This is a genomic window from Rice orange leaf phytoplasma, from assembly GCF_001866375.1.
Lineage (GTDB): Bacteria > Bacillota_I > Bacilli_A > Acholeplasmatales > Acholeplasmataceae > Phytoplasma > Phytoplasma asteris.
Window position 1 is genome coordinate 165,559 of sequence record NZ_MIEP01000004.1, and the last position, 26,019, is coordinate 191,577.

Annotated in this window: 19 protein-coding genes, 1 tRNA gene and 1 other RNA gene; 16 read left to right on the forward strand and 5 right to left on the reverse strand. The window is 28.7% G+C overall.

What is annotated here, in order from left to right; genetic code table 11:
• Positions 1-49: 49 nt before the first annotated feature.
• From rsmG to ffs, 4 genes are all read right to left on the reverse strand, one after another.
• A complete protein-coding gene (gene rsmG, locus BHE82_RS01835) occupies positions 50-688 on the reverse strand; it encodes a 16S rRNA (guanine(527)-N(7))-methyltransferase RsmG (protein WP_071345560.1) in 639 nt (212 codons plus the stop codon).
• A complete protein-coding gene (gene mnmG, locus BHE82_RS01840; RefSeq protein WP_071345561.1) occupies positions 675-2,528 on the reverse strand; it encodes a tRNA uridine-5-carboxymethylaminomethyl(34) synthesis enzyme MnmG in 1,854 nt (617 codons plus the stop codon). Before mnmG ends, rsmG begins: the two co-directional genes overlap by 14 nt.
• Before the next feature lie 58 nt (positions 2,529-2,586).
• On the reverse strand, positions 2,587-3,282 hold the full coding sequence (locus BHE82_RS01845; protein ID WP_071345562.1) for a hypothetical protein: 696 nt from the start codon (positions 3,280-3,282) through the stop codon (positions 2,587-2,589).
• Between the two features lie 170 nt (positions 3,283-3,452).
• An RNA gene (ffs, locus tag BHE82_RS01850) (signal recognition particle sRNA small type) lies at positions 3,453-3,544 on the reverse strand.
• Between the two features lie 329 nt (positions 3,545-3,873).
• Here ffs and BHE82_RS01855 point away from each other — a divergent pair.
• From BHE82_RS01855 to topA, 10 genes are all read left to right on the forward strand, one after another.
• Positions 3,874-3,950 (forward strand) — tRNA-Arg (locus BHE82_RS01855).
• 305 nt (positions 3,951-4,255) lie between these two features.
• Positions 4,256-5,341, forward strand: coding sequence for a DNA recombination protein RmuC (locus BHE82_RS01860; RefSeq protein ID WP_071345563.1), 1,086 nt, complete (start codon positions 4,256-4,258; stop codon positions 5,339-5,341).
• A gap of 318 nt (positions 5,342-5,659) precedes the next feature.
• Entirely contained in the window at positions 5,660-5,971 is a 312-nt protein-coding gene (locus BHE82_RS01865) for a hypothetical protein (protein ID WP_071345564.1), read from the forward strand.
• 496 nt (positions 5,972-6,467) lie between these two features.
• Positions 6,468-8,054: a ribonuclease Y gene (gene rny / locus BHE82_RS01870; protein ID WP_084024639.1), complete on the forward strand. Its 1,587-nt coding sequence runs from the start codon at positions 6,468-6,470 to the stop codon at positions 8,052-8,054.
• A 24-nt stretch (positions 8,055-8,078) separates the two neighbouring features.
• A complete protein-coding gene (locus BHE82_RS01875) occupies positions 8,079-8,840 on the forward strand; it encodes a TIGR00282 family metallophosphoesterase (protein ID WP_071345565.1) in 762 nt (253 codons plus the stop codon).
• Positions 8,841-9,077: 237 nt separating this feature from the next.
• On the forward strand, positions 9,078-9,953 hold the full coding sequence (gene miaA, locus BHE82_RS01880) for a tRNA (adenosine(37)-N6)-dimethylallyltransferase MiaA (RefSeq protein WP_069028239.1): 876 nt from the start codon (positions 9,078-9,080) through the stop codon (positions 9,951-9,953).
• Between the two features lie 58 nt (positions 9,954-10,011).
• On the forward strand, positions 10,012-10,581 hold the full coding sequence (gene efp, locus BHE82_RS01885) for an elongation factor P (RefSeq protein WP_069028238.1): 570 nt from the start codon (positions 10,012-10,014) through the stop codon (positions 10,579-10,581).
• Between the two features lie 216 nt (positions 10,582-10,797).
• Positions 10,798-11,562 carry a hypothetical protein gene (locus BHE82_RS01890; protein ID WP_071345566.1) on the forward strand — a complete coding sequence of 255 codons (765 nt, stop codon included), beginning with the start codon at positions 10,798-10,800 and terminating at the stop codon, positions 11,560-11,562.
• Positions 11,563-11,591: 29 nt separating this feature from the next.
• Positions 11,592-12,479 (forward strand): ribosome biogenesis GTPase YlqF, encoded by an 888-nt coding sequence (gene ylqF / locus BHE82_RS01895; protein WP_071345567.1) that lies wholly within the window; start codon positions 11,592-11,594, stop codon positions 12,477-12,479.
• 90 nt (positions 12,480-12,569) lie between these two features.
• Entirely contained in the window at positions 12,570-14,513 is a 1,944-nt protein-coding gene (gene topA, locus BHE82_RS01900) for a type I DNA topoisomerase (RefSeq protein ID WP_071345568.1), read from the forward strand.
• Positions 14,514-14,621: 108 nt separating this feature from the next.
• Here topA and BHE82_RS01905 read toward each other — a convergent pair whose 3' ends face one another.
• Positions 14,622-16,232, reverse strand: coding sequence for a multidrug transporter (locus BHE82_RS01905; RefSeq protein ID WP_071345569.1), 1,611 nt, complete (start codon positions 16,230-16,232; stop codon positions 14,622-14,624).
• Between the two features lie 1,040 nt (positions 16,233-17,272).
• Between BHE82_RS01905 and BHE82_RS01910 the strand changes: the two genes are divergently transcribed.
• From BHE82_RS01910 to BHE82_RS01935, 6 genes are all read left to right on the forward strand, one after another.
• Positions 17,273-18,271: an ATP-dependent 6-phosphofructokinase gene (locus BHE82_RS01910; RefSeq protein ID WP_071345570.1), complete on the forward strand. Its 999-nt coding sequence runs from the start codon at positions 17,273-17,275 to the stop codon at positions 18,269-18,271.
• 123 nt (positions 18,272-18,394) lie between these two features.
• Positions 18,395-19,882: an MATE family efflux transporter gene (locus BHE82_RS01915; protein WP_071345571.1), complete on the forward strand. Its 1,488-nt coding sequence runs from the start codon at positions 18,395-18,397 to the stop codon at positions 19,880-19,882.
• Between the two features lie 140 nt (positions 19,883-20,022).
• Positions 20,023-21,303 carry a glucose-6-phosphate isomerase gene (locus BHE82_RS01920; protein ID WP_071345572.1) on the forward strand — a complete coding sequence of 427 codons (1,281 nt, stop codon included), beginning with the start codon at positions 20,023-20,025 and terminating at the stop codon, positions 21,301-21,303.
• Positions 21,304-21,470: 167 nt separating this feature from the next.
• The gene (gene eno / locus BHE82_RS01925) at positions 21,471-22,763 is read left to right on the forward strand and encodes a phosphopyruvate hydratase (RefSeq protein ID WP_071345573.1); all 1,293 of its coding nucleotides are present in this window, start codon (positions 21,471-21,473) and stop codon (positions 22,761-22,763) included.
• 120 nt (positions 22,764-22,883) lie between these two features.
• Positions 22,884-24,422, forward strand: a complete 1,539-nt coding sequence (gpmI, locus tag BHE82_RS01930) for a 2,3-bisphosphoglycerate-independent phosphoglycerate mutase (RefSeq protein ID WP_071345574.1) — start codon at positions 22,884-22,886, stop codon at positions 24,420-24,422.
• A 202-nt stretch (positions 24,423-24,624) separates the two neighbouring features.
• A complete protein-coding gene (locus BHE82_RS01935) occupies positions 24,625-25,992 on the forward strand; it encodes a 2-hydroxycarboxylate transporter family protein (RefSeq protein ID WP_180365489.1) in 1,368 nt (455 codons plus the stop codon).
• Positions 25,993-26,019: the final 27 nt, after the last annotated feature.

Genomic DNA, 26,019 nt, shown 5'->3' on the forward strand with positions numbered 1-26,019 from the left:
AAAAAGATCACGAATATTCGTGATCTTTTTTTTATTATATTACCTTTTTTTATTCGGTTTGGAATAATAAATTAGTTCTTGTTCCTAATTCCATTGGTAATTCCAATGTTTTTGCACTAACTAATTTAACTCTTATTTGCTTAATTATCTTTTTGCTAGCTTCTAATTCTTGTTGAAAGTTTTTACCTTTCATAGCAATAAAATAACCCTTTTTTTTAACTAAATGAACACACCATTTTAAGATAAGTTCCAATCTAGCCAAAGCGCGAGCAACAACACAATCATAACTGCCATTTTTGGCTATGTCATATTGTTCTACTCTTTGGTGAAAAAAACATATATTATCTAATTCCAAATGGCTTGCTAATTGTTTTAAGAAATTGATTTTTTTTAAAGATGATTCAATGATTACAATTTTTAAATGAGGAAAAAGAATTTTTAAAGGAAAGCTAGGAAAGCCAGCACCTGAGCCAACATCACAAAGATTAGTTACAGTATTAAAGTTAAATATTTTTTTTAAAATTAAAGAATCATAAAAATGTTTATAGCAAACATCAGATAAAGATATTAGAGAAGTAAGGTTCATTTTTTGGTTTTCTTGTTTTAAAAATTCATAGTAAAAAACAAACTTGTTTAATTGCTTTTTGTTGAGTGCAAATTTGTTTTTTAATGATTCAAAGTAAAGCATGATGTTTTTCCAAATAAACTAATAAAATCGAAATATCAACTTGATTGACTCCTAATATTCTTGTTGCTTGTCCTAAAGTTTGGGGTTTGATTAAATCAAGTTTTTCTTGAGCTTCTTTTGATAAATTTTTAATATCTGCGTAATTGATTTTGCTAGGAATTTTTTTTTGTTCTAACCTTGCTAATTTTTGAGCTTCTTTTTGGGCTTTAGCAATATAACCTTCGTATTTGATTTGTATTTCTACTTGTTCATAAATGGTTTTATCTGCTTTTTCCTGTAAAAAATGTTGTAAAGTGCAAAAATTTAATTCTGGTCTTTTTAGCAGTTGTGCTAATGTGGTTTTTTCTCCAAGACTAGCTGAGTTTTGTTGTTTTAAATAAGATAGATTATCTGAATTAACTAAAATTTCATAATTTTTGCTTTTTTCTAATAAAAGGTTTATTTTAGCTTTTTTGTTTTGAAAATTGTTATAATCTTTTTCATCAATCAAACCTAGTTGATATCCGTAATCTTTGAGGCGCAAATCGGCATTGTCGTGTCTTAATAATAAACGAAATTCCGCGCGTGATGTCAAAAGACGGTACGGTTCTTTGGCGCCCTTAGTGATTAAATCATCGATCAAAACACCAATATAGGCTTCATTTCTTTTTAACACAAAAGGAGGTTTATTTTGGAGTTTTAAAGAAGCATTAATTCCTGCCATAAGCCCTTGACAAGCAGCTTCTTCATAACCGCTGGTGCCGTTCATTTGTCCTGCTAAAAAGAGATTTTGGATTTTTTTAGTCTCTAAACTGTGTTTGAGTTGGTTGGGATTAAAAGCATCGTATTCGATAGCATAAGCATATTTAGTGATTTGGGCGTTTTGTAATCCTGGAATAGTTTTAAGGATTTCGTGTTGAACGTGTTGAGGCATGCTGGTAGAAAGTCCTTGTAGATACATTTCATCCAAAGATATGCTTTCTGGTTCAATAAAAATTTGATGACTGTTTTTATCACAAAATCTTACTACTTTATCTTCGATAGAAGGGCAATAACGAGGGCCTGTTCCTTCAACATAACCTCCATACATAGCTGATTGGTTTAAATGTTTTTGGATAACTTGGTGGGTGTTTTGGTTGGTGTGAGTTAAAAAACATGGTTCTTGGGGTCTTTGATTTGTTTGGGGAACAAAACTAAATATTTGTTCTAAATTATCTCCCATTTGTATTTTGGTTTGGCTATAATCAATGCTGTTTTTTTTAACTCTTGGTGGTGTGCCTGTTTTTAAACGAATAACTTCAAAACCTAATTCTTTTAATTGAGTGCTGATACCGTAAGTTGTAGGAACGCCATTAGGTCCCGAGGATTTTTTGGTATCTCCAATTAAAATTTGGCTTGCTAAATAAGTTCCTGTAGTGATAATGACAGTTTTGGCATTAATTTTTGTTCCATCAATAAGACAGACTCCTTGAACTTGGTTGTTTTGGATGACTAGATTGTTTACGAGCCCTTCCAATAGAGTTAAATTGAGTTTTTTTTGTAATATTTCTAAAATAATTTGAGGATATTCTAATTTATCAATTTGAGCTCTTAAAGCTCTTACTGCAGGACCTTTGGAAGAGTTAAGCATTTTTATCTGAATTTGTGCAAGATCTGCAGCTTTTGCCATAACACCACCTAAAGCATCTATTTCACGTACTACAACACCTTTGGCAGGACCTCCGATAGAAGGATTGCAAGGTAAGGAAGCAACTTGTTTTAAGGAGCCTGTAATGAGTAAAGTATTATGTTTTTTTGCCAATATTAAAGCAGCTTCAACACCTGCATGTCCTGCTCCAATAACAATGCTATCGTAGATCATTTGAGTACCTTTCTTGATTGTTTTTTTTGGGTTTTATAATCATTTATTTATCATTTGTTTAATTTAATTCGTTTATTTCGTCTATTGTGTTGTCTTTGTTTTTGGGGTTGTCTTCATTGGGATTTTGGTCGGATTTGGGCTCAACAAAGGTTGGATTGAATTGTTTTTGTTTTTCTTTTAATGATTCATAAAGTTCTATTCCTAATGTTTCTTGGATTTTGTCCAATGTTTCTTGTAATTTTTTATCTCTAAATATGTGTAATTTTTTTTGTTGATTTTTCATCCAATAATTCATAGAAAAACAAGAAGATATCAATACAACAAAAGCAGGAATTCTTAACCAAACAGAAATTTGTCCACTAAGCAAAAAAGCATTTAATAAAATAGGCACTAAAACTGCCACAAATAACAATTTTATTGTTTTGATTAAAGTAGCTTCTTTTTGGAAAATCTGCCATATAAAATCTAGCCACATATCGTTTATATCTTTTTGATAAAAAGCTCCAAATTCTTCGTAATATTTTTTTTCAACCAAAAGGCGGCACACTCCTTTATCAGCAGTCCAAACAGCAAATTGGCGTGATTGAAAAAGAGTACTATAATATTTGCTTTGATCCAAATAATAAAATTCTACTTTGGTTTCTTTTTCTTTTAATGTTGTTTCTTGGGTTAAAAATGGTTCTCCTTGTAAAGAGTTGTAAATATTAGTTAATAATTTAAATTCTTTTTCTTTTTGAAAAAATGAAAAATTCATATGATTACTCCTTTTCCTTTATTTTTTAGTTGTGAAATTGTTATTTTTCGAAAGTTTTTTTGCCAAAATTCATTAATAAAAATTTATTTTTTTTGTTTTTTTAATTTTATGTATTGAATTGTTGTTTTAAAAATTGTTTTTTTGGGTCTTTTATATTAAAAATAACCTTTTCAAACCCTATCTTCCACACAATAAAAATAACTTATGGCTGCTTCAATCAAGACCTGACCAAATTCGTCTCTTATTGTTGAATGATAAGGTTTGAAAAGGCTACCTTAGTTTTGTTGGATAAAAATACTTGTCTTTTGTTAATTTTTTTTGTGATTTGTAAATTATTTTTTTCTTGAAAAAATTTTTAAAAAATTTTGTATTTTTTATTTTAATTTAGAAATTATTTAGAAATTAAAAATCAACATTATTATTATATACTTTTTTTATTTATTTGTGCAAACTTTTTTATTTAATAGATATTTAATGACTTTTGGATCGTTTTTTCTTTGAGGATTTAAATAAAGAAACTATCTTCACTACTTTAATTGCTTTTTTTTGTCCAAAACAATGATTTTATAGTATAATATTTGTTGTATGTTTGTTTGAGTAGCTCAGCTGGATAGAGCAACGGCCTTCTAAGCCGTCGGTCGGGGGTTCGAATCCCTTCTCAAACGCCAGTTTATCTTTTATTTTTTGCACCATTTCCATTAATTTAGTAATTTAGCACTTAGACATTTATATTTATTTTTAATATTTATTTTTTTTGTCCCAAACATTTTCACAAATTTTTATTTTATGTATGTTATTTGTTTTTCAAATAAGAAATAAATATTAAAAATATTTAAAGAACAAATCTCAATAATAACCCTTTTTTTATTTTTGTTTTGTTTTTTATTTTTTTTATTTTTTTATATCAACTTTAATGCATCCCAAAGCTAAAAGACATTAAAAAAGAAAAAAAGAAAAAGGAATAATAAAATAAATGCCTCAAGATCAAATTGTTTTTTTATTAATCTTAACTTTATCCGTTATTTTGATTCTTATTTTGGGTGGTGTAACTTTCATTATTTATTTTTTTGTTGCCAAACCGAAAAAAACGCAAGTCAATATCCAAGATTTTGTGAAACAAGCTTTTTTAGAGTCAGAATCTAGGGTTATTTGTCGTTTGGATGATAAAATTAACAATTTAACTCATCAAAGTCAAGATAGTTTAACTAAAGAAATTAAAGATACTCGCCAACATTTAACAATTAATCTCGAAAATTCTTTAAAAGTTTTAAGAGAACAAAATGCAAGTGGTTTTCAAGAAGTGCAAAACATTCATAAATTATTGTGCCAAAACGATAAAACAGGACAAGCTGGAGAATTTTTGTTGGCACGCGTTTTGGAAAATGTTTCTCATTTTAAAGATAAATTAGTTTTTGAAAAACAATATTTAATGAAAAAAACAAACAATAACGGCAATCGTCTTAAAGTTGATGTGATGTGTAAAGGTTATGGTAAATTTGTTCAAATTCCTATTGATTCGAAGTTTCCTACCACAGATTTTATAGCCTATATTAACGTCACTTCCAACCAAACAGAATTAAAGAGTCGCTTTTTATTTCACGTTAAAGAAAGAATTAAAGAAGTTCAAAAATACGTCAGCAAAGAAGACAACTGCCCTTATGCCATTATGTTTATTCCTTCTGAAAGTATTTTTGCCCAAATTAATTGCGATCCTGAAATAATATCATATGCTTTTAAACGCAATGTTATCATTACAAGTCCTTCGATTTTACTTGCTATTCTTAATTCAGTTGATTATTATTTTCAAATTTTCGAAAGTGTTCAAAACAACGAAGAAAAACTTGAATGTATTGAAAATGTGCTACAAGCGATGAAAAATTTTGATAAAGTCTTTATTTATGATTTGAAAGCGGCTTTGGAAAAAGTTCTCAAAGTGATTGAAGATATTCAAAAAAAAGAAAAAACCTTAGAGCAACGTTATCAAAAATTGTTAGAAGTTCGAAAAAAAGAAAATAACAATTCCAAAAACAACATCAAAAATGAAAAGATAGATTTTTAAATCATTATTTTAACTCCTTTTTGACATTATTTTAACATTATTTTGCAAATACTTTTTTGAGTTATTATATAATATTTATGGATACTATTTTTTTTATTTAGTATCTTATATATTTCATTAATTAAATTATTAAAATTATTTATATTTTTAAATCCAAATTAAAATTAAAAAATTATGCATTCAAATCCAATTTATATTATTTATTATTCTTTATTTTGATATTTTGAGTTTTGGCATGATTTTTATTCAACAACCAAAGGATATCATTTTATTTTTAAATTTACTTCCAAGCAAATCATTATTACTAGCGTTTTTATTGTGATATTACTTGTCATTCCTATTATTATATTTTTTTCTTTAGAAGAAGAATCTCCTCAAGGGTCATCTTCTGATGAAGTTATTGAACAAATGCAATTTTCTGATGAAACACAAAACCCAAACTCAGCCCCTTCGATTTTAGAAAAAAAATCTTTGAAAGATGTATTTATTGAAAAATCAGGAGAATTTTTTGAAAGAGCTATAAAATCTCCGAAAGTATCTCAATCACTAAAAACTTTTTCTAATAAATTATCAAGCACCATTAGCAAAAGCTTTTCGCAAAATAAAAACCAATCACCAAGAAAAGCTTGATTATTAATTATATTAATAAATTCAAATATTTTGCTAGCACATAATAATATATAATAATTAAATATTTTTCATTACAAAAGCTAATCTTTTTAAGGTTAGCTTTTCAGTTTTTTTATTTTTGCCACTATTCATCACAGAACCATTGTTTTTTGTATGGTTTTTGCTGATTTTTTTTTCGCAAACCAAACTTTATTATTTTTTTTAACCCCCAATTTATACATTTTTATTTTTTCATTTCACGATGAAATTTTGTACTGAATAAATTAAAAAAAATAATAAAACTTCCAACCCGCCCCATTCAAAATTAATTATCAATATTTAAAAAAACAAACTTATTTATCGTTTTAATGACAAAATTGCATCAAAAAATCTAATCCCCCCTATTTTTTTATTTTTTGTTTTGCATTACAAATCATTAAACTAAATTCAAAAAGAAAAAGAGGTAAAACAATGATTTTACATTTGTTAACCCCCCCAAAAGAAAGGTATCAAGGATATGAAAGGTGATTATTGGCGAACTCATTGTATAATGGGTTGTTCCCTTCTTGTCTTTGTTTTAATTTGTGGATCAATTATCGGCTATTTTTTGTATTCTTTTTTTAATCAAAAGAAATTAGAAGAAAAAAAACAAGCATTTGACAACAAACTAAAAGAAAAAGAAAAAGATTTGCAACAACGCGAACAAGAAATGATGCGTAATGCCAAAATAGAAATAACTTCTTTAAGACAAAAATTAGAACTGGATTTAGAACAAATAACCAACACAATTGTTGATTTAGAATCCAAAAATAATCGTCGTGAAGAATTGCTTAACAACAGAACTGAGAGCCTCAATAAAAGAGAAGAGCATTTAGATTCTGAACAACAAATAATTAGCCATACTAAAAAAAACCTAGAACAACAAATCAAAGAACAAGAAACAATTTTAAACACCCAAAAACAACAATTAGAAAAAATAGCTTCCTTAACGCAAGATCAAGCCAGACAAATCATAATGAAAGAAACAAGAGACCAAACCACTTATGAAATGATGTCATATATTAAACAAGAAGAAGAAAAAGCCAAAAGCGAAGCATCTAAAAAAGCCAAAAATCTTTTAGTTTTAGCCATGCAAAAATATGCTGGCGATATTACAGGAGAAAAAAATATTAGCGTTGTTAACATTCCTAACGAAGATATGAAAGGACGGATTATTGGGCGCCAAGGCAGAAATATTAAGTCTTTGGAAGTTTTAACCGGAGTAGACTTAATTATTGATGAGTCCCCTTGCACCATTATTTTAAGTAGTTTTGACCCGATTAGAAGAGAAATTGCCAAAAAAACTTTAGAATTTTTGGTCTCTGATGGGCGAATTCATCCTTCTCGCATCGAAAAAGCCTTAGAAACTTCAACCATAGAAGTAGACAATTTTATTAAAGAAATGGGCGAAGAAGCTGCTTTTATTACTAAAATCGGCGAAGTGCACCCCGACTTAATTAAAATTTTGGGAAAACTGCACTTCCGCATTAGTTACAGTCAAAATGTTTTGAAACATTCTTTGGAAGTAGCTTTTTTAGCTGGTAAACTTGCCTCTGAAATTGGCGAAAACGAAATTCTTGCAAGAAGAGCAGGACTTTTTCATGACATCGGTAAAGCTCTAGACCACGAAATGGAAGGAAGCCACGTAGAAATTGGCGTTTCTATTGCTTCCAAATACAAAGAAAAAAAAGAAGTTATCGACGCTATTGCCTCTCATCATGAAGACCAAGAACCCCAATCAATTATCGCTGTTTTAGTTGCAATAGCAGACACCTTGTCTTCCGCTAGACCAGGAGCCAGAAAAGAATCAGTAGAAAACTACATCCAAAGACTAACCAAATTAGAAACTATTGCTAATGCAACAGAAGGAGTTGCCAAATCTTATGCTATTCAAGCTGGGCGCGAAATTCGTGTTATCGTTGAACCAGACAAAATCGCAGACAATTTTATTTTCCAAACTGCCCGCACCATTAAAGAACAAATTGAAAAAGACATTAGTTACAATGGTATTATCAAAGTTACTGTTATAAGAGAAACCAGAGCTGTGGAAATGGCTAAATTATAATCCACCAAAGGAGATAATTAATTCATGAAAATAATGTTTATCGGAGATATTTACGGAAACCCAGGAATTAGTTATTTTTCCGAAAAAGTGGGTTTTTTAAAAGAAACTTACAAACCTAACCTCATTATTGCCAATGCTGAAAACGCTGATAATGGCAAAGGTTTAAGTTTTAAAATTTATAAAAAATTACAAAAATTAGGTGTTGATTTGATGACTATGGGAAACCATGTTTGGAAAAATAAACAAATTAAAAATTTTATTGACAAATCAAATGTAATTCGTCCCATCAATGACACCCAACAATTGGGGCAAGGTTATAAAATTATTGATTGCGAAGATAAAAAAATTTTAGTTATGAATGCTTTAGGACGTGTTTTTATTAACTCCAAATTGCATTGCCCTTTCAAAACTATTGATAATGTTTTGGAACAAAATAAAGCTAAATATGATTTTTCTTTTTTGGATTTTCATGCCGAAGCCACTAGTGAAAAAATTGCTTTAACTCATTATTTTGATGGTAGAATTGATGCTATTGTAGGCACTCACACTCATGTCCAAACTAACGACGAACGCCTTTTTCCCCACAATACTCTTTATATTTCTGATGCAGGAATGACAGGAGCCAAGGACGGCGTCATTGGTAAAGAAAAAGAACCTATAATTCAATCTTTTTTAGGAAATCGTTTTGTTTCAATACCTAATGCCGAAGGAAAAAGACAATTAAACGGTTTACTTGTCACTCTTAAACCTCACAAAACTATTGAAAAGATTAATTTATCAGAATGAAATAAAATTTGTTTTATGAAAACTAAGCGAAAAAGAATCAAAATTATCTTCTGTACCACTTTAATTTTTTTTGTTTTTTAACGCTTTGCATTTTTTTATTTTATTCTGGTTTTTTAATTATTTAAATTATTAAATTGTTATACCAAACATAACTTTTCCATATAAATTTATAATGATTTTATATTTTGGAAAATATTTAATAACCCCAAAACACTTCTACCCTCATAAAGGAAAATTATGAAAAAAGTAATCGCTATTACAGGTCCTACCGCTTCAGGAAAAACTAGCCTTTCTATTAAAATAGCTAAAAAAATTAATTTAGAAATAATTAATTGCGATTCTCTTCAAATGTATCAAAAATACGATATTGGAACTGCTAAAATAACTCTCGAAGAAGCCCAAGGAATTAAACATCATCTTTTAGATTTTCTTGCTCCTGGAACAAATTACAGTATTTATCATTTTCAAAAAGATGCCCGCAAAAAAATCGAAGAAACACCTCTTCCTTTATTTGTGGGTGGTAGCGGGCTTTATCTTAAATCAGCTCTTTTTGATTATGAATTAACTCCTAAATCTTTGTTTTTGCCACCTACTTCTTTACCTGCAATAGAAAATATGATTGATTTTATTAAACAAAAAGATCCTCAATTAATTGCGAACCTAGATTTAAAAAATCCTCGTCGCATCCTAAGCGCTTATCAAGATTTACTTGCAGGCACTTTAAGGTCACAAAAAAATAAAAAACACAATCCTCTATATTCTTCGCTAATTTTTTATCTCGATATTGATAGACAAATTTTGAAAAAAAGAGTTATTTTAAGATTGGAACAAATGTTAAAACAAGGTTTTATAGAAGAAGTTAACCAAATTCAAACTCATTTTCCAAATGCCAATTTTAATATTATTGGTTATCGTGAAATTAAAGCTTTGTTAGAAGGAAAAATAACTTTAGACCAAGCCAAAACCTTAATTATTCAAAAAACTATGCAATATGCCAAACGCCAAAAAACTTGGTTTAAAAATCAAATTAAGCCCATCATTCTAGATGCCTTATCCCCTGATTTAGAAAAAACCACCATTTGCCTTATTAACGATTTTTTAAAAACTGATTAAACATTAAACAATTAAACCAACGAAAACAATTCCAAAAAATAAGAAAGTAATTAGAAATATGATTAATACAAACGATTTTAAAACTGGACAAACCATTAAATTCAACAACCAAATTTATCAAATCCTAGAATTTTTACATGTCAAACCTGGTAAAGGTGCTGCATTTGTAAGAACCAAATTAAGAAACCTAAGAACAGGTAGTGTTATTGACTACACTTTTAACGCTGGTATCAAAGTGCAGCCTGCCTTAATTACTAAAATTAAGATGCAATTTCTTTATGCTTTGGAAGATAATTATATTTTTATGAATACTCAAAATTACGAACAATTAGAAATTAACAAACATCAATTAAAAGATTTTCTTAAATATCTTTATGAAGGGCTTTTAGTAGATATTATTTTTTATGAAAATGATGAAATTGTAGGTATCAGTTTACCTGACAAAATCTCTATTAAAGTAGCTTACACCGAACCTGGAGCCAAAGGAGATACCAAAACTAATTCTTTAAAAGATGCCACTTTAGAAACAGGTTTAGTAATTAAAGTTCCTCTTTTTATCAATATTGGAGAAAAAATTATTATCAATACTGAAACAGGACTTTATTTATCAAGAGACAACAATAAATAAAACACCTTACTTTTGCAGTTTTAAACTACTTTTTTGTTTTATCCACCACATTTAAGCCCTTTTATTATATATTTTTATAAATTGTGTTTGTTAATTTCTTTGTTTGTTATATAATTATAGGTAGTTCATGTCATCTACATTTTGCCTTTATATAGTGTTTTGCGATTTGAATCCGTTTATAAAAATTATAAAAAATAAAAAAAGGATGATGATATTGTGTCTTTTTGGGAAAATTTTTTCAACATAACAAAACAATTTGCTTTTTTTAATACTTTCTTTATGGGTATTCTTTCTGGTGTTATTTTAAGCTCTTTTATTTATTGTCTTCTTTCTTTGTGTAGTGTGAAAAAAACTTTAGCAGCTCATAGACTAGAAAAAACAGATGTTAGTCAACAAGAAATAATTAAATTAATTGAAGCTAAGAAAAAAGATTTCAAAGAAAAAATGAAAAAAGATAAAGGCAATTTTGGGCATTTTTTGATAACTTCTATCCAAGAATTAATTTTAGAAATCTCAAGCCAATTTTATCCCAGCTCCAAATATCCCTATCTGGAACTTACCATTGATGAAAGTCTTATTTTGATGTTTTACATAAATCAAAGAGTTGACAAAGTATTTCAAAACAAAATTTTGATAATGTTTCGCAAAATGACTTTAAAAAGAATCTTTGTAATTAGAGAAATGGTTGTTAAAAAAAACATGATTCAAAAGTATCAAAAAGTTGCCAAAGTAACTAATACTTTTAATAATATCAGAAATTTTTTCAATCCTTTTCATTGGTTTAAAAAAATAATTTTTGACAAACCCTTAGAACTTATTTATCATCAAATAGGAGTTTCTTTGATTGCAATTACAGGCGAAGAAGTTTATAAAATTTATAGTAAAAAGATTTTTGAAACTGAAGAAGACCTCGAAAAAGATCTACAAAAAGTTTTAGATACTATCTCTAAAGTAAGTGCAGATCAAAGCGAAAAAGAGTAATTTACTTAACAAAAGAAATAGGTTTAACAATGAAAACATTTAATTGGTTTCCTGGTCATATGAAAAAAACTTTTGACCAAATTAAAAATAATTTATCTTTGGTTGATATTGTTTTAGTAATTTTGGATGCAAGAATTCCTCTTTCAAGCCTCAATTCTCAAATTTTTTCTTTAATTAACCAACGCCAAAAACCCCTCCTTATTTTGCTAAATAAATTTTCTTTAACTGATCCTTGTAAAATCAATAATTTTATCGCTAATTATCACAAAAAACAAATTCCTGTTTTAACAATTGATGCTATCAAATCCCCTAAACTTCAAGAAATATATCAAAAAGCTTTAACAACAATCAAAGCCAAAAATCCCCTTTTTAAATCTAGAAGAATAGTAACCCAAACTCCCAACATTAAAGCTATGATTGTAGGAACTCCCAATGTTGGCAAATCAACTTTAATTAACAGTTTTGCCCAAAAAAAAGTTTTAAAAACAGCTAATTTAGCAGGCACTACCAAACGCATTCAATGGATTGACATTGCTAAACCCAATATCCAGTTTTTGGATACTCCAGGAGTTTTGTGGCACAATTTTTCTGATCCTCGCATAAGTTTGGCATTAGCACTTGCAGGCTGCTTTAAAGATTCCATTTTACCTTTAGAAAAATTAGGCATTCACGCACTTTGCTATCTTATAAAACATTATGGTACCAATTTGCAAAAACGCTTCAATTTAGACCAAAATGATTTATCTAACCCTAATTTAGTTGATATTATCGGACAAAAAAGAAATATTTATAATAAAAATCAAAAAGTTGATCAATCTAGAGTTTATCAAATGTTATTGCAAGAAATAAGGCAAGGTAACTTAGGGAAATTAAATTTTGACTTAGATGTTTTATCTCTCTTTGAAAAACTTTTCTAAAACCCAACCAACCACCAAACCAAAAAATAGAAACGCAAAACAATTAATTACCCAAACTAACCATATCTTTTAATTGAGGGAGCCCAAAAAATGAAATCAAAAGTTATTATAGTAGAATCTCCTGCTAAAACAAAAACTTTAAGCCGTTTTTTAAATGACGAATTTTTAATTTTATCTTCCAAAGGTCATATTAGAGATTTGTCGCTAAAAGGCAAAGACAGAATGGGAATTGACATCGAAAAAGGATTTATTCCTAAATACAGCATTATCAAAGAAAAAGACAATATCGTAGAAACTCTTATCCAAAAAACTAAAGGTAAAGAAGTGCTATTAGCAACCGATCCTGATCGCGAAGGAGAAGCAATTGCTTGGCATTTATTACAAATTCTTAATTTAGACCCCCAAAAAACTAATAGAATTGTTTTTCGAGAAATTACCAAAGAAGCAGTCTTAAAAGCTTTGCAACAACCTCGCAAAATCGATGAACTATTAGTGTTTTCACAAGAAACTCGCAGAATGCTAGACCGTATTATTGGGTTTAAACTGTCGCGTTTGGTAAGGAGACTCAAATCACAATCAGCAGGAAGAGTGCAATCAGTTGCCCTTAAATTAATTGTTGATTTAGAAGAAAAAATAAAAGCTTTTGTCCCTGAAGAATACTATATTATTACTGCTTTTTTTAAAGATTTTCAAGCAGAATACCAAAATCCTTACAAAGGCAAAACCAAAGCCAAAGAAGCTTTTAAAATTGTCCAACAAATCACAGATAAACCCTTTTTAGTTAAAGAATTAAAACAAAAAGAAGCCAAACAATCACCCAAACCACCCTTTATTACATCTACCCTGCAACAAGAAGCCATCAACAGCCTAAATATGACTTCTAATCAAGTTATGAGAATTGCTCAAAAACTTTATGAAGGAGTTGATATTTTAGGTGAATCTATAGGGTTAATTACTTATATGAGAACAGATTCGCAAAGACTTGCAGACAGCTTTGTTAAAGATGCTCAAAAATTAATTAAAACACAATATGGCAAAGAATATTTAGGTACTTACAAAACCAATAAAAAAGCTCAGTCGCAAGACGCTCACGAAGCTATAAGACCCACTGATTTATCCAAAACGCCCGAAAGCCTATCCCCTCATCTTGATAAATACGAAAATAAACTCTATAAACTTATTTATCAAAGAACTTTGGCTTCTTTAATGACACCTGCCATATTTCAAAAAACCCAAGTTTTTTTTGAAGTTGCAAACCATCTTTTTTTAACTGAAGGTTTGATAAAAACTTTCGATGGCTATCAAAAAATTTTGCAAGATGGCACCAAAGATAAAATTATTCCTTCCTTTAAATTAAATGAAACTTATTTGCCTCAAGAAATCCAAAATTTACAAAAATTTACTAATCCTCCAGCACGCTTTTCTGAATCCACTTTGATTAAAACTTTAGAAAAACTAAATATTGGAAGGCCTTCTACTTACTCTCAAATCATTTTTACCCTCAAAAAAAGAATTTATGTTGATTTAGTAGAAAAACGTTTTGTTCCTACCGAACAAGGAATTTTGACTGCTAAAAACTTAGAATTGTTTTTCAAACAAATTATTGATGTTAAATATACTGCCAAAATGGAAGAAAATTTAGATAAAATCTCTTCAGGATTAGTTAATAATAAAGAATTATTGCAAGAATTTTATGATGCTTTCAAACAACTTTATCAAATAGCCGATCAAAAATTAGAAAAACCAAAAGATATCGAAACCGATCAAAAATGTAATTTATGCAATGCCCCTTTACTCATCAAAAAAGGACGCTATGGTAATTTTTTAGGTTGCAGTCGCTTTCCTGAATGTAAAAATATTGTTTCTTTAAAAGAAAAATCAAGTTCTGTAGAAACAAATCCTTCTATGCAAACCGATCAAAAATGTAATTTATGCAACGCTCCTTTACTCATCAAAAAAGGACGCTATGGTAATTTTTTAGGTTGCAGTCGCTTTCCTGAATGTAAAAATATTGTTAAAATTAAAAAAACTTAAGTTTTTTCGATGAAAAACATAAAAAATTTATTTCATATTTACAATATTTTCAAGTTATTTATATAACAAAAAAGACTATCGATTGATAGTCTTTTTTAATTTATGAATTTATTTAAAACTTTTTGGTTGCTTTTCTTTTTTTAATTTATATACAAAACGAACACATACAAAACGAACACATACAAAAACCATAAACATTAACATAATGAAATTAGCACTGAAATTGGCAAATCCATATGCATTATTTATTTTAATGCTTGTTTTTTCTTCATTTCCAAACCAAACATTTCTAAAGAAATAAAGGGCAGGTATTCTGAAAAGAAAAACACGACCAAAATTTAACAACAAATCATATTTAGGTTGTTTAGCTGCAATTAAGAAAGTAGAAAAAACTTCTAATTGAGTAGTTAATAGACCAGTTGTTAAAAGAGCACCCAACAAAAAGGACTTAAATTCTGGGTTTTTTGCATGAAACATATCTAATGTCATTTGGTCTTTTTTTTCTTTGCCTAAATTTTTAAAAAATAAGCATAAATCATCACCAAAACCAAGCCCACAATATTCTTTAGGAGCACAAATTAAATAAGTAACTGCAAATACTAAAAAACAACAAAATGAGACAAGCATTAAAGTTTTAATTGCTCTTTTGTTATTTTTGTTCCCTAAGTTTTCAGAAACAATCATCAATTGTCCTTCTTTTAACGAAAATGATATTTGAGCAAATAAAGTAATAATGCTATCAGCAACTCCAATTGCACCTAAGCCGCCCAAACCTTTAAATTCGAAAGGAGTTCCAGCTAAAAATGGTTTATCAAATGTGCTATCTATCATAAATAAGGTAAACATTCTTCCGCCTTCATAAATAAATTTGCCTATTGTTAAAGTAATACTTAATTTCAAAATAGTTTTAAGTAATTTTTTGTCTTGAAAAAAAGTTTTAAAAGAAAAATCGCCTAAACTTAAAAATAAAGGATTTTTTTTGTTAAAAAGAGTGAAAAAAGCAACTATTGTAATAAATAAATAAGCAATACATGAAGCTGTTTGCAACCCTAAAACATTGGGACACAACGCTTCTAAACCAATGACTTTGATGCCAAAACATAAAGTACTTAATCCAATTTTTAAACCCATCATAATACAGTTTAGAACCAAAATTTTTTTAAGTTTTCCCAAAATTCTTTCAATTCCTAAAAAGAAAACATTAATAGCAGCTAAAATAGTGCCCAACATTTGTAATCTAAAAGCGTTAATGCAAAGATTTTTTTCCTCAGTTGTTATTGCCTTTGGTACTCCGTTAATTACTTTTTCCTTTAAAAAAAGACTACAAATAGGGCTGGAAAAACCAATCATAACACAAGCTACAACCAAACTTACTATGAATAACAAAACAAAAACGCTAGATGCTATTTTACGAGCTTTTAAAGATTTAACATTTTTATTTTTACCCACTTCGCGCGAAATTAATGCAACTCCTGTAATTCCTAAACAAACTCCTACTGCTTCTACAATGCTTTGAGCGGATTTGGAAAATTGAATGTAGCTTTGGGTTGCTCCTTCTAGACCAGCTCCAAAAAAAGTATCAACACTACCGAAACAAGCTTTAAAAATATTAAAAACAATAATAGGCAAAGAAATAATCCATAAAGCTTTTAATAAGTTTCCCTCCAAAACAAGCCTACTTATTTTATCTTTTTTATTAATTACTTTGTTTTTCGTCATTTATTTAAAAAACCTTCCTTTTGATTTGAAATTAATTGAAATTAATTGATAAATTATTATATTTATTGCATTTGTTGTGCAAAAAAGTATAAATTTAAAAAACAAATGGCAGTTATTTTTTGCATTTTTAAAAGTGTTTATTTGTATCTTTTTTGTCAAGGTAAAAATTAATTATTTTTCAAACAAATATTTTTGCCTTTATTTTAAGGATTTTTAATTAAGGATTTTTAAAGTTTTTCAAAAAAGATTTTAGGTTTAATTGGTTAAAGTTTTTGTTTTCTTTTAGCAAGCATTTGATGAAAAAACATAACAAAAAAATGCTTATTAAATCTAAAATAACTGCAAATTGTTTTCTTAACTACTCTTTAAGTATAACATATAAAAAAATAAGTGTTAATATTTTTGCTACTCCCAAAGATAAAAAACAACTAAAAAAAGGAAATCCAAATCCAAAAAGCTAATAAAATTATTCCAAAAAAACAACTTCATTATTTTTTTTGCAAACTTATTTTTCAATTGTTTTATTTATTTTAGCCAATAAATATTTGTTGCAATATTTTGTTTATTTTGCGAAAAAGCCCCCAATATCACAAAATTTTTACAAAAAGAACAAAAATAATACGTTTTAATTGCAATATTTGATTAAATCGTATACAATTTAAATGTAGCTGTTAATAAATCAAAAAATTCTAAGACTAGCATAAAAAGTTTTTTCATAAAAATTTTCATAAAAAAAGATTAGTTAGTTTTTGAAATACCTAAAAATTTACTTAAAATAATAATTTATAATTTGGATAAAGACACAAAAAAGACAGTTAAAACAAAAACCAAACTAATCATATTATATTTTATTATTTTTTTAAATGCTTTGGAACTTTTTCAAGTACACTATTTTTTTACTTATTAACATTTAACAACTATTTATTTCATTTATTTTAATTTTGACTCGCGCACGCGGATTTATTAAAAAACATTCATCAAACTAATCATTTAACAATATTTACAATATTTCAAAAATATAAAGGAGACTTAATTTTAAAATGAAAAATGAAAACCAAAAAGCAAAAACAACAACAAAAGAAAACAAAAAAATTGCTGTGTTAACTTCAGGCGGGGATGCTCCTGGAATGAATGCAGCTATTCGTGCTGTAGTTTTTGAAAGCGCTAAACAAGGATTTGAAGTTTTCGGCGTAAAAGATGGTTATTTAGGACTTTTTAATAACCAAATCGAAATCTTAAATCCTCAAACATTTCCTCGTGTTCTTAATGTGTCTGGTACTTTTTTGGGAACTGCTCGTTTTTTAGATTTTCAAAATAATTTAGATGTTCGCAAACAATGCGCCCAAAATTTAAAAACTTTAGGAATTGATAAATTAGTTGTAATTGGTGGTGATGGTTCTTATAAAGGAGCATCCAAATTGCACGAACTTGGCATCCAATGCGTAGGACTGCCAGCCACCATTGACAATGATATTTGTGCCACTGATTTTACTATTGGATTTAGCACTGCTCTCAATAATATTGTAGATGCCATCGAAAAATTGCGCGATACTTCTGTTTCTCACAAACGATGCAGTATTATTGAAGTGATGGGACGCCACAAAGGGGATTTGGCTTTATTTGGTGGACTTGCTGCAGGAGCAGACGTTATTGTTACTCGCGAAAATCTTTTATCCCAAAAAACTATTTGCCAAAAAATTAAATCTTTGCGCCAAGCAAACCAAAGACATGCTATTGTAGTTGTCACTGAACATATTTTTGATGTTGCAAGTTTAGCCAAAGAGGTAGAAAATTACAGTGGTTTCGAAACTAGAGCCCAAGTTTTAGGACACATTCAAAGAGGTGGTAAACCAACTGCAGAAGATCTAGTCCTTGCTTTTAGAATGGGAAGTTATGCCGTTTCTTTATTGCAACAAAACATTTTTAATTGTGCTGTTGGTACTTGTGGACTTAATTTGCATTACACTATTTTTGGTGATCTTTTTGAAAAAACTTATGAAAAAAATGAATTATTTAATGTAGTAGCTAAATTGTTGTAAAATGATTGTAGAATAAAATATTGTATTTATCAAAATTAATTTTTGTACTTCCAAATCCCAAACCCCAAATAAATTACAATTGATTTTGATATAAATACTAAAAAAATAAAACGGAGTATATTTATGTCTACTGAAAAAAATCATTTTCCACACCCTTCCAAACCTGCCAACCAAACCCCTAAATCATTTAAAAGACCTATTTGGATCAATTTAATTATTCTTACTTTTCCCATTGCTATTTATTTGTTATTTCAACAATTATCCGTATCCATTGATTTTTATATTATTGGGAACCAACCCAATTCCAGCACCAATTTAGATAAAAACATCTCTTATATGGCACAAATTAAAAAAATTTTGCAAAGTGTTGCTATAGCTTTAGGTGGAGCAGGTGTTATTTTAGTAGCTAGAGAATACAAAAAAAAGAATTTTACTAAAGCCAAACAATACGCTACCCTAGCTTTTTTATTGGCAATTATTTCTTCTTTATTCTTTTTAGTGGTTTTGGGTTTAGGTGTCCTTTTACCAGCTCCATTTGGAGATATATTTTTAAATAAAAGTTATCATAGCCAAAATGGACTTACATATTATTATCTTATTTTAATTACTTTTGTAGCTATTACTATGAATGCAGTTTTTATTGGATTAGAACGCGCCAAGGAAAAAACTAGATTTGTTTTAATCCTTAATATTTGTCTTATTATTACAAGAATTAGTATTTCTTTTGCTTTTAAAGCAATCAAACAAAACCAAGTTAATTTAATTGATTTAGCCCTAGCTGATTTAATTGCTAATTTATTGCTTACTTTGGTAACTTTTTATTATATGTTTAGTTCTAAAAATATTTTTAAGTTGCAATTTAAAAACCTAGTCTTTTCTAAACGCACAGTAAAAACTATCCTGAAATTAGCAGTAACATTAATTATTGCCAAATCTACTTATGAAATTGGCAAACTCATTATTCTTGCTATGATAGACAGTTATTTTACCAAAGATCAAGAAAACTTAGTAGATATTTTTGGATTTGTTATGGCAGTTAATGGTATTTTTTATGCTATTTCTAATTCTTTTGAAGGTAGTCAATCTGCTATGGTATCTCAAAGTGTTACTTTTCAAAGCAATAGCAAAACTTTTAAAATCTTTAAAAATGTTGTTGTAATTACTCTTATTATAGGAATTATTGGAGTATTTATAAATCAATTTTGTGGTGAACAATTATTGCGTGCCTTAAAACCTGAAAAAGTTTTTACCAAACAAGAAATAACATCCTTTAAAGAAATCCTTAATTGGGAACAAACTTCTTTGTTTTTTTCTGTATGGACTACTTTAATGATGGGTTATGTCGCATCTTATAAGAAAAATGCTAATCTTATTTTTGTAATTAATCTTTTAAGAGTTGTTTTAAGAATAACTATTTTATGGTTTTTGCATGACATTTTGCCCCAATTAAAAGATGTTTCAATTCTTGATGCTACTCAATGTGGTTTAAGTACTTTTGGAAGCAATATTATTGTCTTTTTGACAACTACTTATTTATTTGTATCTTTTTTGCGTCAAAACAAAATCAACCAAACCCCGCGTTTTAAGAAAAATAAAAATAATGCTTTGTAAACCAAAATTATTAAATAAAAATTAATACAATACTGAAAAACATTTAAAAATATTTAAACATTTAATAAATGAGAATAAAATATTTAATAAATTATAACAAAGCACCAAATAATAAATAATAAAAGGAGTAAAATTACACAATGTTGAAATTAAACCTTGAAGGGATTTATAATTTTTTAGATTGGCACAATTATGCCCAAACCTTGGCCCCTCAAATCAAAGTCATACACCAAAAATTACATCAAGACCAAAAACTAAAAGAAAAATATTTGGGTTGGTTAGAACTACCCTTACATTTTGATTTCCAAGAACTTGAAAAAATGAAACAACTAAAAAATTCCCACCCTAATTTAGATGTTTTAGTAGTAATTGGCATTGGAGGCTCTTATTTGGGCGCCAAAGCAGGAATTGAATTTTTGCAAACGCCCTTTAAAAAAACTAAGCCAGAAATTCTTTTTGCAGGTCATCAAGTATCAGGCAATCACTTAACTAATTTGCTCCATTATCTTAAAGACAAAAATTGGGCAATTAATGTTATTTCAAAATCAGGTACCACTTTGGAACCAGCCCTTGCTTTTAGAATCTTGAAAAAAGAAATAGAAGAAAAATACGGCAAACAACTTGCCAAAAATCGTATTTTTGTAACCACTGACAGCCAAAAAGGCGTTTTGTTAAATTTAGCCCTTAAAGAAGGTTATCAAACATTTGTTATTCCTGATTCTGTGGGTGGAAGATTTAGTGTTTTTACAAGTGTAGGCATCCTTCCTTTTGTTTTTGCTAATTTAGATGTTGTCTCAATGATGAAAGGCGCTTTGCAAGCTTATCACGACACTTTTCAAGAAGACCTTTTTCAAAATCAAGCCTATCAGTACGCTTTAGCAAGGTATTTGCTTCACACCCAACAAAACAAAAAAATGGAACTATTGGTAAGTTACGAACCGAATCTCCTTTCTTTTTCGGAATGGTGGAAACAATTATTTGCTGAATCTGAGGGCAAAGAAGAAAAAGGGCTTTTTGTAGGAGCCACCAACAATTCTACTGATCTACATTCCTTAGGGCAATTTATCCAAGAAGGCACCAAAATGCTTTTTGAAACGGTTTTAAATGTTACATCAATAAAAGATGATTGTGTTGTTCCTCACATTCCAAACGAACTTGATAATCTTAATTATGTAGCTGGAAAAACTTATTCACAAATTAATCAAAAAATTCTTCAAGCCACTAAACAAGCCCACATTGAAGGTAAAGTTCCTAATTTAGAAATTGTCATTCCTACTTTGGATGCATATCATTTTGGATATTTAGCGTATTTTTTCCAAAAAGCTTGTACAATGTCAGGTTTGTTGTTAGGAATTAATCCTTTTAATCAACCCGGAGTAGAAATATACAAACAAAAAATGTTTGCTTTATTAAAGTCATAATTGCAATTATTACAAAAATATTCATTTATTACACATTAAAATACATTTTTAGCAAAAAACCATTATAATATTTATGGTTAGTAAATTTAACTATTTGTCCCACAAACAAAAGTTATTTTATTTTTCATTTTATAATTAAAAACCAATTTAAAAAAGGAGTATTAATTATGCCATATATTGAAAGTATTTTAGCGCGCGAAGTACTAGATTCCAGAGGAAATCCTACAGTAGAAGTAGAAGTTTATACAGAATCAGGAGCGTTTGGAAGAGCTATTGTTCCTTCAGGAGCTTCTACCGGACAACACGAAGCAGTTGAATTAAGGGATGGGGATGCCAAAAGATTTTTAGGTAAAGGCGTTTTGCAAGCTGTTAAAAATGTTACTGAAGTTATTCAACCAGAATTAGAAGGTTATTCTGTCTTAGAACAAACTTTAATTGATAAATTATTAATTAAACTTGACGGAACTCCTAACAAATCTAATTTAGGAGCTAACGCTATTTTAGGTGTTTCTTTGGCTTGTGCTAAAGCTGCAGCTAACTACTTAAATCTTGAGTTTTATCAATATGTAGGAGGCGTTTTACCTAAACAAATGCCAGTTCCTATGATGAATGTTATCAACGGTGGAGCTCATGCTTCTAACAGTGTTGATTTTCAAGAGTTTATGATTTTACCAACTGGACCAACATCTTTTAAAGAAGCTTTACGTTATGGGGCTGAAGTTTTTCACCATTTAGGAAAAATTTTAAAACAAAAAGGACTCCCAACTACAGTAGGAGACGAAGGCGGATATGCACCTGACCTTAATTCTAACGAAGAAGCCTTACAAATCATTTTGGAAGCTATCAAAAGTGCAGGATACGAGCCAGGAAAAGACATTTTTTTAGGAATGGACGTTGCAGCTTCCGAGTTTTATGACAAAAAACTTCAAAAATACGTTCTTGCATCTGAAAATAACAAAGTTTTTAGTAGCCAAGAATTAGTTCATTATTACGAAACTTTAGTTGCTAAATATCCAATTATTTCAATCGAAGACGGACTTGATGAAAATGATTGGGATGGATGGAAATACTTAACCCAAAAATTAGGTAACCAAATCCAATTAGTAGGGGATGACGTATTTGTTACTAACACCCAAAAATTAGCTCAAGGAATTGAAAACAAAATAGGAAACTCTATTTTAATTAAATTAAATCAAATAGGAACTCTAACAGAAACCCTAGAAACAATTGAAATGGCAAAAAAAGCTTCTTACACCGCTGTTATTTCTCACCGTAGTGGCGAAACCGAAGACACAACTATTGCTGATTTAGCTGTTGCTACTAATGCGGGTCAAATTAAAACTGGTTCTTGTTCACGTACTGATCGTATGGCAAAATACAATCAATTATTAAGAATTGAAGACCAATTAGTAGAAGCTCCTTTTTTAGGATTAAAAACTTTTTATAATTTGAAAAAATAAATCCCAATTAAACACAAAACACAAGTGATTTAATAATACAAACAATATAAAAACAAAATAACATTATTATTGACAAGACCATTGTTTAAGATGTTCTTTTGAGGTAAGGAGTTTGGGAATATGACTAAAAAATTTGTAGGATTAATTATTTTAGATGGCTTAGGCTTAACCGACCAAAAAGAAAATAACGCTTTTCATTTGGCAAAGACTCCCTATCTAGATTATCTTTTAAAAAACTTTCCCAATACCACTCTTAAAGCCTCAGGTGAAGAAGTGGGTCTTCCCCAAGGTCAAATGGGAAATAGTGAAGTAGGACACCTTAATTTAGGAGCAGGAAGAGTTGTTTATCAATCGCTTACTCAAATTAATAAAGCTATTCGTGATAAATCTTTTTTCACCAACAAACAATTTCTCCAAGCCATCGAACATGTTAAAAAAAACAACAGTAAAATGCATCTTTTAGGACTTATCTCTGATGGAGGAATTCATTCTCATTTAGATCATTTTAAAGCTTTATTTGATTTATTAAAAGAAAATAATTTAGCAAACAACACCTTTTTACACGCTTTTACTGATGGAAGAGACACAAGTCCTCATTCAGGTATTAACTACATTAAAGACCTTCTTGATTATGGCTTTAATATTGCTTCTGTTGTTGGTAGATATTATGCTCTTGACCGTGATAACAATTGGAACCGCATTAATTTAGTCTATAATATGCTTACATCCAAACAAGCTCCTGTTATTGACTGGCCATTAGAAAAAACTATACAAAATTTTTATAATCAAGGCATTACAGATGAATTTATCACTCCTTTTATTACCAATCCAAATGGTTTAATTAATGATAATGATGCAGTTATTTTTGTTAATTTTCGTCCTGACCGTGCCATGCGTCTTGCAACTGCTCTATCTAATCCTTGTGCTACTAATGCTTTTTGTTCTGAGGGTAAAACCAATTTTTGCGGTACTAAATTATTAAATAATCTTTTTTTAGTAACAATGACTAAATACAGCGCTCAAGTTAAAAGTGTAGTTGCTTTTGAAAAAATAACTCTAAAAAATATTTATGGTGAAGTAATTGCCAATTTAGGAATGCACCAACTAAGAATTGCAGAAACTGAAAAATATCCTCATGTAACTTTTTTCTTTGATGGTGGCAAGGAACTGCAATTAAAAAATGCAGATAGAATCTTAATTCCTTCTCCCAAAGTAAAAACTTATGATCTTAAACCCGAAATGAGTGCTTTAGAAATTACCAACCATGCTAAAAATGCTATTTTATCTGGTAAATACGATACTTTAATTCTTAATTTTGCAAATCCTGATATGGTAGGACATACTGGTTTTTTAGATGCTACCATTAAAGCGATTCAAACAGTAGACAGCTGTCTTAAAGAAGTTTTAAATGCCATTTTTGCAGTTAAAGGCAAAGCCTGTATTGTAGCAGATCATGGAAATGCCGAACAAATGACAGATAACCAAGGAAATCCACACACAGCTCATACCACTAATTTAGTTCCTTTCATCGTTACAGATAAAAATGTTGTCTTAAAACCGGGTTCTTTATGTGATGTTGCACCCACAATGCTAGATTTATTAGAAATTAAAAAACCTCAAGAAATGACAGGAAATAGTTTAATTAAAAAACTAGTTTAATCATTAACTTTATTATTTAAGAATACCATAATTAATTATTTAAGTTATTTTGATTACTTATTTAGCTAATAATTTTGAAAATAAAAAATCACAAAAAACAATTTATTAACCATTTATTTATAACTTTATTATTTATATTACATCATATTTATGAATTTATTAGTTATTTTATTTTTTTTGTGTAGAATTGGAGTAAATTATAATGAAAAAAGACAAACAAATAAAGATTTTTGGGTTTCACCCTTTAATGTTTCTTTTTTTTGTAGTTGTTTGTGCTTTACATCTTTTTGCAGTTAAAGAATGGGGAATAAAAAAATTATATCATCCTCTTTTAACCCCTTTATTTATTATTTTTGTCTTAGGATATGGTCTTAATTTTATTGGTGATAGTGTCCCTTATTTAAATAAAATAGGATTAGGATTTTTGCTTTGTATTTTTGTTACTTCTTATTTAGTTTATAAAGGATGGATACCGCAAGATTTAGCAGACAAATGTAATGAAAATTTTTTCAGTACCAAAACACCAAATAATCATTTAGGATCTGATTTTGCTAACTTTTTTATAACTTGTGTTATTGCTGGAAGTATTTTAAGTGTTGATAGAAATTTATTAAAAAGATCGCTTTCTAAGTTTCTTCCTTTAACATTAATTGTTTGTTTAGTAGCTATTTTAAGTGTTGGTTTTGTAGGATTCTTATTTAATTATCAAAAACCAGAAGGGTTTAGCACTCAAGGTTCCTTTTTAGACTCTATTTTTTATGTAGCTGTTCCGTTAACAAATGGAGGAACTAATTTAGGTATTAATGGTTTTGCAAATGGTATTTATAAAGATGCTTTTCCTCAATTAGATCAAAAAACTATTAGAACAGCAATTATAGTGCCTTTAATTATGGCTAGATGTTTAAGTATTTTATTTGCTGGCTTAATGTATGTTATTTTTGATAAAACTAAATTTAGTGGTAAAGGAAAATTAGAATACAAAAACAATAAACTTACACCTAAACCAACAGAGAAAAAAACTCCTTTAGAATATAAAAATATTGGTATGGGTTTAACGATGATTTTTGTATTATTTAGTTTAAGTGGTCTTTTAAATAAATTATTATGGGGTTATTTAGAATCGTTAGTTTATTTTATTCTTTTCTTAATTTTGATTAGAGTTTTTAATTTATTATCACAAGAAAATCAAAGTCATATTTCTCAAGCAGGACAAGTAATATCTAAAAATTTCACTATTCCTATTTTAGCAGGTTTGGGAATGACAGTTAAATGGCAACAATTAATGGGAGGAATAAAACAAATACCTGTTTTAACTATGGTTTTAACTGCTTTATTGGTAGTTGTTTTAGTATCCTTTGTTCTTGCTAAAGCTTTTGGTTTTTATCCTTTTGAAACATCTCTTACAGCTGGTTTAGGTGCTTTAAGTGTAGGAGGAACTGGACATTTAGGAATAATGTCAATAAGTAAAAGAGACAATTTATTACCTTTTATTATGATTGCTACTAGAATTATTGGACCTATTATCTATATTTTGGCTTATTTCTTATTTAATTTTTTTTATATGTCATAATGTCATAATTTAACTAATTTTGACAAT